9 protein-coding genes are annotated in these 10544 nt (G+C 66.4%); all 9 read left to right on the top strand.

Features of this window, described 5'->3' with window-relative positions; all coding sequences use genetic code 11:
- Window positions 1-25 precede the first annotated feature (25 nt).
- The 9 genes from ACFQZZ_RS18980 to alc all read left to right on the top strand — a co-directional run bounded on the left by ACFQZZ_RS18980 (window position 26) and on the right by alc (window position 10155).
- Window positions 26-1468, top strand: a complete 1443-nt coding sequence (locus tag ACFQZZ_RS18980) for an NCS2 family permease (protein ID WP_378682167.1) — start codon at window positions 26-28, stop codon at window positions 1466-1468.
- A gap of 4 nt (window positions 1469-1472) precedes the next feature.
- Window positions 1473-2540: an XdhC family protein gene (locus ACFQZZ_RS18975; RefSeq protein ID WP_378682164.1), complete on the top strand. Its 1068-nt coding sequence runs from the start codon at window positions 1473-1475 to the stop codon at window positions 2538-2540.
- A gap of 218 nt (window positions 2541-2758) precedes the next feature.
- The gene (locus ACFQZZ_RS18970; RefSeq protein WP_378682161.1) at window positions 2759-3136 is read left to right on the top strand and encodes a gamma-glutamylcyclotransferase; all 378 of its coding nucleotides are present in this window, start codon (window positions 2759-2761) and stop codon (window positions 3134-3136) included.
- On the top strand, window positions 3137-3937 hold the full coding sequence (locus tag ACFQZZ_RS18965; protein ID WP_378682159.1) for a hydroxypyruvate isomerase family protein: 801 nt from the start codon (window positions 3137-3139) through the stop codon (window positions 3935-3937).
- Complete coding sequence (locus tag ACFQZZ_RS18960) at window positions 3934-4821, top strand: NAD(P)-dependent oxidoreductase (RefSeq protein WP_378682156.1); 888 nt, start codon at window positions 3934-3936, stop codon at window positions 4819-4821. Before ACFQZZ_RS18965 ends, ACFQZZ_RS18960 begins: the two co-directional genes overlap by 4 nt.
- A 2-nt stretch (window positions 4822-4823) precedes the next feature.
- Entirely contained in the window at window positions 4824-6626 is a 1803-nt protein-coding gene (gene gcl / locus ACFQZZ_RS18955; protein WP_378682153.1) for a glyoxylate carboligase, read from the top strand.
- The gene (locus ACFQZZ_RS18950; protein ID WP_378682150.1) at window positions 6623-7810 is read left to right on the top strand and encodes a glycerate kinase; all 1188 of its coding nucleotides are present in this window, start codon (window positions 6623-6625) and stop codon (window positions 7808-7810) included. Before gcl ends, ACFQZZ_RS18950 begins: the two co-directional genes overlap by 4 nt.
- Window positions 7788-9110, top strand: coding sequence for an allantoinase AllB (gene allB, locus ACFQZZ_RS18945; protein WP_378682147.1), 1323 nt, complete (start codon window positions 7788-7790; stop codon window positions 9108-9110). The genes ACFQZZ_RS18950 and allB overlap by 23 nt, the downstream gene beginning before the upstream one ends.
- A 10-nt stretch (window positions 9111-9120) precedes the next feature.
- Window positions 9121-10155: an allantoicase gene (gene alc, locus ACFQZZ_RS18940; RefSeq protein ID WP_378682144.1), complete on the top strand. Its 1035-nt coding sequence runs from the start codon at window positions 9121-9123 to the stop codon at window positions 10153-10155.
- Window positions 10156-10544 lie beyond the last annotated feature (389 nt).

Raw genomic sequence — 10544 nt, 5'->3', positions numbered from 1 at the left:
GGCTACGCCCCGAGGAGGGCACGCCATGACCCAAATTCAGACCAAGCCAAGCGCACCAGAGCCGGTAGCCGGAAGGTCTGCGCTCGACCGTTTCTTCCGGCTGAGCGAACGCAAAACCACGGTTTCCCGGGAAATTCGTGGTGGCATAACCACTTTCGTCGCGATGGCCTACGTCATCCTCTTGGTCCCGCTCATTCTCGGCGGGGTAGCGGATGTCAACGGCGACAAGCTGAGCATTGCGCAACTCACCACGGCCACCGCGTTTTCCGCGGGCCTCAGCACCGTCCTCATGGGCGTGGTCGGCAATGTGCCGCTAGCGCTCGCCGCGGGACTCGGTGTGGTGCCGGTGGTCGCCTTTCAGGCCGCACCCCACATGACCTGGCCCCAGACAATGGGTTTGGTCGTCCTGATGGGCGTGGTCATCGTGGTGCTCGCCGCGACCGGCCTGCGGACGATGATCATCAACGCCATCCCGCTCAGTCTCAAGAACTCCATCGGTGTCGGAATCGGCATGTTCATCGCGATGATCGGCCTTGTTTCGGCCGGGGTGGTCGGCCACGGTTCGCAGACCGGCCCGCCGGTCACGCTCGGGGCCGGTGGTCACCTCTCGGGTTGGCCGGTGGTGGTTTTCGCGGTCGGACTGCTGGTGATGCTCGCGCTGTTCATCCGTAACGCGCCCGGCGCGATTCTGATCAGCATCATCCTCGCGACGGTGCTCGCCGTTGCCGTCAACTCGCTGGCGAAGATCGACCCGGCGACGTGGGGCCCGGTCGTTCCCGAGTCGCCGAAAGGTTTCTTCTCCGCACCCGATTTCGGCCTGATGTTCAACATCGACCTGTTCGGCGGGTTCGCACAGGCGGGCGGGCTTGTCGCCGGCGTTGTGCTGTTCACCTTGGTGCTGACCGGCTTCTTCGATGCCATGGGCACGGTTTTCGGGGTCTGCGATGAGGCCGGTTTGCTCGACGAGAAGGGCACCATGCCCGGTCTCGGCAAGGTCCTCACCATCGACGGCGTCGCGCAGGTCATCGGTGGGGCCGCCGGCGGCGCGGGAAACACGGTCTATGTCGAGTCCGCGACGGGTGTCGGTGAGGGCGCTCGTACCGGACTGACCAGCGTCGTGACCGGTGGACTCTTCTGTCTCGCGGTATTTTTCACCCCGCTGGCCGCGGTGGTGCCGATCCAGGCCGCCGCTCCGGCGCTGGTGCTGGTCGGCGCGCTGATGATGACCCAGGCCCGCAAGATCGACTGGGCCGACCTGGAAGTGGCGGTGCCCGCCTTCCTGACGATTGTGCTGATGCCGTTCACGTACTCGATCACCAATGGTGTCGGGGCAGGCCTCATCTCCTATGTGGTGATCAAGTCGGCGCGCGGCAAGTTCAGTGAAATCCATTGGCTGGTTTGGGTTGTCGCGCTGGTCTTCGCAGGCTACTTCGGCATCTCGGCCATCGAACTCCTCCTGGGCGGATAAGACGATGCGTGACCTCGCGACAGAACTCCTGCACTGGCACACGGCGGGTAAGTCCTACGCCGTCGCCACCGTCATCGGTGTGACCGGCAGCGCGCCTCGGCCGCCCGGCGCCGCCCTTGCGGTCGACACCGAAGGCGCTGTCATCGGGAGCATTTCCGGTGGCTGTGTCGAAGGCGCGGTGTACGAGCTCTGTCGCGAGGTGCTGCGCACCGGCCAGTCGATGCGCGAGACCTTCGGATACAGCGACGAGGATGCCTTCGCCATCGGTCTGACCTGCGGCGGCGAGCTCGAAGTGTTCATCCAGGCGATCACGCCCGATGAGCACGGGACCATGCAGGCGATCCTCCAGTCCACCGAGGCGGTCGCGCTGGTCCGGGATCTGAATACCGGGGCGGCAATGGCGCTCGGTACCTGGTGGACCCTCGGTGCGACATTCGACGAGGTGATCGTCGCGGAGGCGCGGGCGATGCTCGACACGGGCTCGACGGGCCAGCGGGTCATCGGCTGTGGCACCGACGAGCGCGCGATCTTCGTGGAGTCCTACGTTCCGGCTCCGCGCATGATCGTCTTCGGCGCCATAGATTTCGCCGCTGCCGTCACCCGGATCGGACGCTTCCTCGGCTACCACGTCACGGTCTGCGATGCACGACCGGTGTTCGCCACCCGCGCCCGTTTCCCGGACGCCGACGAGATCGTCGTGGAATGGCCGGACCGCTATCTCGCTCGCACCCAGGTCGATTCACGCACCGTGCTGTGTGTGCTCACCCACGACGCCAAGTTCGATATCCCGCTGCTCCAGGTGGCGTTGCGGCTGCCGGTCGCCTATGTGGGCGCGATGGGTTCCCGGCGCACCCACGACGATCGGAATGCCAGGTTGCGCGCGGCGGGTGTGTCGGAATCCGAACTCGCCCAACTACATTCGCCGATCGGCCTGGATCTCGGCGGGCGCACGGCCGAGGAGACCGCGGTGGCGGTCGCCGCCGAGATCGTCGCGGTCCGCCGCGGTGGCTCGACCCGACCGCTGACCACCAGTGACGGCCCAATCCACCGAGACCTGGTCCCGGCCAGGTGAGGGCTGCGTATCGCACACCCCGTGTTGTCTGCCGTACACCCATCGCACGGGGTGTGCGGTATGTCCGTGGTCGCCGAAGCGACCAGTGGAATGTCGGGGCTGGAGCATCGTACGAAATGAGCTCCGGAATCGTCGGCGAGCTCGGTGTTAATCGCTTCTATTCCAAGTGAAGTGGTTGCCCACATACTTGATGAAATTTCGAACAAAGGACCCGAATAATGCCGTTGATATTTCTGAACGGTTCCGCGATGCGTGGCGGGCCGCTGAACCACCTGCTGGGCGGCGCGCCGTTCGCGGGCGAAGTGAAGACCGCGCCGCGCTACCGATTCTTCTCTGTCGGGGACCGCTTTCCCGGCCTGGAACCGGCCGCGGACGGCGGTGACTCGATCGCGGGAGAGCTCTTCGACGTACCGCTCGACGTGCTGCGTAGCCGGTTACTGCCGGCCGAGCCACCCGAACTCGAGCTCGGCGCGATCGAACTGGAGGACGGTCGTTCCGTCCTGTCGATGGTGCTGCGCCGACCCCCTACGTCGTATCCGGAGCTGATCGATATCACCGCTATCGGTAGCTGGCAGAAATACCGCCGAAGGAGCTGAATGAATAATTACGCAGGGGGTTCGAAACTCCCGAAATTCGATGTCAACTGCTCGATACTGTTCACCGACCTCCCGCTGCTCGAACGACCGGCCGCGGCGAAGCGGGCCGGATTCGACGCGGTCGAATTCTGGTGGCCGTTCGGGGAGAATCCCGCGCCGGGTGACAAAGAGATCGACGAATTCGTCCGTGCGATCCATGATGCCGGTGTCGAGTTGGTTGGCCTGAACTTCATCGATCTGATCCCGGCGGGGCGCGGCCTTGTCTCGGTCCCCAGCGAAGTCACGAAGTTCCGGGACAACATCGATGTGGCCGTCGGAATCGCCGACAGCACCGGTTGCCGGGCGCTGAATGCCCTCTACGGCAACCGGATTGCGGGCGAATCCCCGGAGAAGCAGGACGAGCTCGCGTTGGAGAACCTGCGTATCGCCGCTCAGGCTGCCGATCGCATCGGAGCCACCGTGCTGCTGGAGGCGCTCAATTCCTTCGAGTCGCCGGACTATCCGATCGTGAGCGCCGCGCACGCCGTGCGGATCATCGAGCAGACCGGCGAGCCCAATGTGCGGTTCCTCTGCGACCTCTACCACCTGGCAAGGATGGACGAGAACCTGCTCGAGGTGATCAGGACCTATGCGCCGCACATCGGCCACGTGCAGATCGCCGACGATCCCGGCCGCGGCCGCCCCGGCACCGGCGAGCTCGACTTTTCCAGGCTCTTCGACACCCTCGCCACAAATGGCTACGACGGCTGGATCGGCCTCGAATACAAAGACCCCGAGCTGGATTGGAACTGGATCAAATGACCAAGATCGGATTTGTCGGACTCGGGATCATGGGCAGCCCGATGGCGGGCCACCTGGTCCAGGCCGGGCATGATGTCACCGGCTACGACGTCGGCCCCACCGGGCTGGACAAGCTGAAGGCGGCGGGCGGTGCGGCCGCGGCGAGCGCCGCGGAAGCGGTGCGCGACAAGGACATCGTCATCACGATGTTGCCTCAGGACGAGCACGTCGAGCAGGTCTTCGGCGATGTCCTCGAGCACGCGAACCCCGGGACGCTGTACATCGACTTCTCCACTATCACCCCGCAGACGGCGCGGTGGACCGCGCAAGAGGGGCAGAAGAAGGGCCTGCGGGTCCTCGACGCCCCGGTGAGTGGAGGGGAGACCGGGGCGGTCAACGCGGCCCTGTCGATCATGGTCGGTGGCGCCGAGGCCGACTTCGAGGCCGCGAAGCCGATTTTCGGGGCGGTCGGCAAGACCGTCGCGCTGGTCGGCGGCAACGGCGCCGGTCAGTGCGTCAAAGCTGCCAATCAGCTGGTTGTCGGTGGCACGTATGCCCTTGTCGCCGAGGCGATCCTACTGATGGAGAACCTGGGTGCGGACGCGGCGAAGGGCCTGGACGTGCTCGCGGGCGGCCTCGCGGGCAGCAAGATCCTCGAGCTCAAGCGCGAGTCGATGCTGGCGCGCAGCTTCGTGCCCGGATTCCGTATCGACCTGCACCACAAGGACATGGGCATCATCCTGCAGGCCGCCCGCCAGGCCGAGGTATCGATCCCGATGGGTGCGCTGACCGCGCAGTTGATCGCCGCGGCTCGGGCCATGGGCTACGGCTCGCTGGACCATTCGGCGCTGCTGCTGGTCGCGGACGCGTTGTCCGGCGGGACCGAGACAGACGGGGAGAGCTGACGATGGCACGCATGCGCACCGTAGACGCGGCCGTCCTGATCCTGGAAAAGGAAGGAGCGGCACAGGCTTTCGGCCTGCCAGGCGCCGCGATCAACCCGTTCTATAGTGCGATGAAGGCGCACGGCGGTATCCGGCACGTCCTCGCCCGCCATGTGGAGGCCGCGTCGCATATGGCCGAGGGCTACACCCGTGCCGTGCCGGGCAATATCGGTGTCTGCATCGGCACCTCGGGCCCGGCGGGCACCGACATGATCACCGGGTTGTATTCGGCCAGTGCGGATTCGATCCCGATTCTGTGCATCACCGGTCAGGCGCCGGTGGCCAAACTGCACAAGGAAGACTTTCAGGCGGTCGACATCGCCTCGATCGCGGCACCGGTCAGTAAGTGGGCGGTCACCGTCCTCGAACCGGCGCAGGTGCCAGGCACTTTCCAGAAGGCCTTCCACCTCATGCGGGAGGGTAGGCCGGGGCCGGTGCTCATCGACCTGCCGATCGATGTGCAGCTCGCCGAAATCGAGTTCGACATCGAGACATACACGCCGCTCGAGGTGCATCGCCCGGCCGCGACAAGGGCGCAGGCGGAGAAGGCCATTCGCATGTTGAACGCGGCGCAGCGTCCGCTCATCGTGGCGGGTGGCGGCATCGTCAATGCCGACGCCGCCGAGCTGCTTGTCGAATTCGCCGAACTGACCGGTGTTCCGGTGGTGCCGACCTTGATGGGTTGGGGCACCATTCCCGATGATCACGCCCTGCACGCGGGAATGGTCGGTCTGCAGACATCGCATCGCTACGGCAATGCCACCCTGCTGGAATCCGACTTCGTGCTCGGCATCGGCAATCGGTGGGCCAACCGGCACACCGGTGGCGTCGAAACCTACACCCAGGGCCGCACTTTCGTGCACGTCGATATCGAGCCGACCCAGATCGGCCGGGTCTTCGCTCCCGACTTCGGCATCACCTCCGACGCGGGCGCCGCCCTCGCGGTGTTCGTCGAGGTTGCCCGCGAGCTCGCGGCGGCGGGGGAACTCACCGACCGCGGCGACTGGGCAGGGCAGGTGCGGGCCCGGAAACAGCTCGGACAGCGCAAGACTCACTTCGACAATGTGCCGATCAAACCGCAGCGGGTCTATGAGGAGATGAACAGGGCGTTCGGACCTGACATCCGCTACGTCAGCACCATCGGCCTCTCCCAGATCCAGGCGGCGCAACTGCTGCACGTGTATCGGCCGCGGCACTGGATCAACGCCGGTCAAGCCGGGCCGCTCGGCTGGACGGTGCCCGCGGCGCTCGGTGTTGCGACCGCGGACCCCGGCGCCACCGTGGTCGCGCTGTCGGGGGACTACGACTTCCAATTCCTCATCGAGGAATTGGCGGTCGGCGCCCAGTTCAACATCCCCTACATCCATGTCCTGGTGAACAACTCCTATCTGGGTCTGATCCGCCAGGCGCAGCGGAACTTCTCGATGGACTATTACGTCCAGCTCGACTTCGAGAACATCAACAGTCCCGAGCTGAACGGCTACGGCGTCGATCACGTCAAGGTGGTGGAGGGGCTGGGCTGCAAGGCAATCCGCGTCAACGACCCAGCGTGGATCGGGCCTGCCCTGGAAGACGCGAAGAAGCTGATGGCCGAATTCCGGGTGCCGGTGGTCGTCGAGGTCATTCTCGAGCGGGTGACGAACGTGTCGATGGGGCTGGAAATCGACAACATCAACGAGTTCGAGGAGCTGGCAAGCTCCGCAGCGGACGCGCCGACCGCGATCGCCCCGATCGAGGAGCCGGAACCTGTCGGAGGTGGCAGTTGAGTCGGCCGGGAGCGGCCAGGAAACTGTGGCGAGAAGGGCATTGCGTCCTCGCACCCGACAAATTCAAGGGGTCGCTGACGGCTCCCCAGGTCGCCGCGCACCTGGCGGCGGGACTTCGGCAAGTCCGGCCGGATGTTCCGGTGGTCACCATGCCGGTGGCCGATGGTGGGGACGGCACCGTGGACGCCGTGGTGGAATCGGGTTTCGCCCGGTTCACGACGAGTGCCACGGGCCCGGTGGGGGATCGGGTTGTCGCGTCGTTCGCGATCCGCGACCACACCGCCGTCGTCGAGCTCGCCGAGGCATCCGGTCTGCGCCGGATGCCGGGCAAGCCCAACTCCACGGTGGCACTGACCGCGAGCAGCCTCGGCACCGGTGAGCTGATCAAGGCGGCCGTCGAGCGCGGCGCCAGACGGGTCGTCCTCGGGCTCGGCGGCAGTGCGTGCACGGACGGGGGGACCGGAATGCTGTCCGCGCTCGGCGTCCGCTTCCTCGACGAGCACGGAGAGCGGCTGCCGCCAGGCGGCGGGTCGCTGCGCAGGCTGGCGCGCATCGATACCAGCGCCATGATGAGAATTCCGGTGACGGTCGCCTCTGATGTCGACAACCCGCTGCTCGGAGTGCGTGGCGCGGCGAATGTATACGCCAGGCAGAAGGGCGCCCAGGCCGCCGAGGTCGACGAACTCGAAAGGGGCCTCGCCCATTTCGCGTCGATCGTCCGGCGCGATCTGCACGTCGATGTCGTGGACCGGCCCGGAGCGGGAGCCGCGGGCGGGGTCGGCTACGCCGCGCTCGCCTTCCTCGGCGCGCAGGTTCGACCGGGCATCGAGCTCATCCTCGAGCAGCTCGGTTTCGCCGAGCAGGTCGAGGGCGCCCGGCTGGTGATCACCGGTGAGGGCTCGCTGGATCGGCAAACCCTGCACGGCAAGGCGCCGGTCGGGGTGGCGCGGGCGGCGGTCGCCGCAGGGGCTCCGGTCGTCGCGGTCGCCGGACAATGTGCGCTCTCCGACGATCAGCTGCGGCGGGCCGACATCGAGCAGGCATACGCACTGACCGATATCGAGCCGGATCCGGAGATCTGCATGGCGAAGGCCGGTCCGCTGCTGGAAGAGCTGGCTCGGGACATCGCCGAGAAGTGGCTGGGAGACAAGGCAATCAGCAATGAGGCAGGCGCTCATGCATGATCTGGTCATCCGATCCCGGCGCGTCGCGCTGCCGGACGGGATCCGGCCCGCCGCGATAGCCGTGCAGGACGGGCGAATCGCGGCGCTGACGGACTACGAGACGGTGCTGCCCGCGACCACGATCACCGATCTCGCCGACCTCGTCGTGCTGCCCGGACTTGTCGATTCGCATGTCCACGTCAACGAGCCGGGGCGCACCGAGTGGGAGGGTTTCGCCACGGCCACCAAGGCCGCCGCGGCGGGTGGGGTGACCACGATCGTCGACATGCCGCTGAATTCGCTGCCGCCGACGGTCTCCGTCGCCGACCTGGCGACCAAACGGGCGGCGGCCGAGGGGCAATGCCATGTGGACGTGGCCTTCTGGGGCGGTGCGATTCCCGGCAATCTGGACTCGCTGCGGCCGCTGCACGAGGCCGGCGTTGTCGGCTTCAAGTGCTTTTTGTCCCCGTCCGGGGTCGACGAGTTCCCGCCGCTCACACTCGATGAGATCGACAAGGTGATGCGGGAGCTCGCGTCCTTCGATGGGCTGCTCATCGTGCATGCCGAGGATCCGGTGCGGTTGGGCGAACCTGTCGACGGCTCCTACCGCGCGTTCCTGAATTCTCGCCCGGGAGCGGCCGAAAGCTCTGCGGTACAACAGATCATCGCGCTCGCTGAGGCGACGGGTACCCGCACACACATCCTGCACGTCTCGGCGGCGGACTGCCTGGAACCGCTCGCCGCCGCCCAAGCCCGCGGCGTGCGCATCACCGCGGAGACATGTCCGCACTATCTGACCCTGTCGGCGGCGGAGGCGTACACAACGGCCTTCAAATGCTGTCCGCCCATTCGCGACGCCGCCAACCAGGACGCACTGTGGCAAGGCCTGGCCGACGGTGTGCTTTCGTGCGTGGTCTCCGACCATTCGCCATGCCCGCCCGCTATGAAAGAGGGTGACTTCGCCAGCGCCTGGGGTGGCATCTCGTCGCTGCAGATCGGGCTGCCCGCGGTCTGGACCGCCGCGCGGGCACGGGGCTTCGGCCTGACCGACGTTGTCCGGTGGATGGCGGCCGCGCCTGCGGACCTGGCGGGATTGACCCGCAAGGGTCGGATCGCGGTCGGCTGCGACGCCGATCTGATCGCCTTCGATCCGTCGGCGTCGTTCACCGTCGAGCCGATCTCGTTGGCGCACAAGAACCCCATCACGCCGTACGGCGGACGCGAGTTGCTCGGCGTCGTCCATTCCACTTGGCTCGGCGGCCGGGTCGCCGGGGACGGCCACCCGCCTGCGGGTCGCCATTGGGTTACCGACAATCGTTGAGAGAGAACACATGTCAGATTTCACGAGCCTGCCCGACCTGGCGCTGCGCACCAATCGCGCGAGCGTGATCGCCGCGAGCGACGAATCCTTCGAAGAGCGCGAGAATCTCATCAATCCATGGGAGCCGCGCTTCCAGGAACACACCTTCGGCCCCAAGGGCCAGGAGTACGACGGCTGGGAAACCCGCCGCCATCGCACCCCCGGCGACGACTGGGCCATTATCCGTCTCGGCATGCCGGGCGTGATCCGTGGCGTCGTTGTCGACACAGCCTGGTTCAAAGGTAATTACCCGCCCCATGTTTCGGTCGAGGCGTGCCGGTCATCGGACTACCCCTCTGCGGAGCAGCTGAGCACCGCGGAATGGGTGGAGATCGTGCCGCGCAGCGCGGTCGGCGGCGACGCGAAGCACGAGTTCCCGGTCTCGGACGGACGCATCTTCACCCACGTCCGCCTGAATATCTACCCGGATGGTGGCGTCGCCCGGCTGCGCGTACACGGCGAGGTGGTTCCGGACCCGGCGTTGCTCACCGGGCTCACCGTGGACCTCGCCGCGCTGGCCAATGGGGCACGCGCGGTGACGTGCTCCAATATGTTCTATTCGGCCCCGGACAACATGCTCGCCCCCGGTCTTGCCCGCAACCAGGCCGAAGGCTGGGAGACCGCCCGCCGCCGCGACGGCGGAAACGACTGGGCGACAATCCGCCTCGCCGCCCAGGGTTTCCCGGAGCTGATCGAGCTGGACACCACGAATCTCCTGTTCAATGCCCCAGGTTCAGCTCGCGTGCTCGGTATCGACCACCGCGGCGACGAACCGGTGCCGCCACTCGACGACCCAGCGTGGTTCGAACTGCTGCCCGAAACGCCCCTGCAACCCGACACCCCGCATCGCTTCCGCCTGCCCAATGCCCCACGCCGCCCCGCTACCCACGTTCGCGTCGATATCTACCCGGACGGCGGCATCGCCCGCCTCGGCATCCTGGGCACCCTCACTCCCGCTGCGGAGCGAAACCTGAACTACCGCTGGCTGGCTCCCTCCGAGGAGTGACACGCCACTGGCACCCGCGGCATAGCCGAGGGCGAGCCGTTCCCCAGGTGCCAATAGTTCTACCAAGGGCGCCGATGATGGCAGTGAAATGGTTATCGACGGTAGTGAAATGGTGACTGCCAAGGCACAGTGGCGCCACCATTCCACTACCGTCGTTCGCCTAAAGCGCTTGAAACGCAACCACAGCCAGTCCTCACGCTGGAAGCTGTGTGCCTGTTTGCTCAGGTTGCGGAAGACCAGGTCGGGTACGGCACACGACGTGCCCAGCACTGCCCGGAACACCGCTGGAAGGTGAGCTCGGTTTATCAAACCGGGGCACGCTCCGTGCAGCTCTGGCTTACACCGGTGAGTTCCACCGGGCACCTCGAGCAGGCGAGCCTGGTCCGCCA

Origin of the sequence: Nocardia sp. GCM10030253 (assembly GCF_042675075.1) — a bacterium.
In the GTDB taxonomy this organism is placed as follows: domain Bacteria; phylum Actinomycetota; class Actinomycetes; order Mycobacteriales; family Mycobacteriaceae; genus Nocardia.
This window is presented reverse-complemented; position numbering and strand designations above follow the sequence as displayed.

Bases quoted from the DNA above. Each gene is read 5' to 3' on its own strand.
- alc (WP_378682144.1), top strand. From the start codon at position 9,121: ATGTCAGATTTCACGAGCCTGCCCGACCTGGCGCTGCGCACCAATCGC.
- ACFQZZ_RS18970 (WP_378682161.1), top strand. From the start codon at position 2,759: ATGCCGTTGATATTTCTGAACGGTTCCGCGATGCGTGGCGGGCCGCTG.
- ACFQZZ_RS18965 (WP_378682159.1), top strand. From the start codon at position 3,137: ATGAATAATTACGCAGGGGGTTCGAAACTCCCGAAATTCGATGTCAAC.
- gcl (WP_378682153.1), top strand. From the start codon at position 4,824: ATGGCACGCATGCGCACCGTAGACGCGGCCGTCCTGATCCTGGAAAAG.
- ACFQZZ_RS18975 (WP_378682164.1), top strand. From the start codon at position 1,473: ATGCGTGACCTCGCGACAGAACTCCTGCACTGGCACACGGCGGGTAAG.
- ACFQZZ_RS18960 (WP_378682156.1), top strand. From the start codon at position 3,934: ATGACCAAGATCGGATTTGTCGGACTCGGGATCATGGGCAGCCCGATG.
- ACFQZZ_RS18980 (WP_378682167.1), top strand. From the start codon at position 26: ATGACCCAAATTCAGACCAAGCCAAGCGCACCAGAGCCGGTAGCCGGA.
- allB (WP_378682147.1), top strand. From the start codon at position 7,788: ATGAGGCAGGCGCTCATGCATGATCTGGTCATCCGATCCCGGCGCGTC.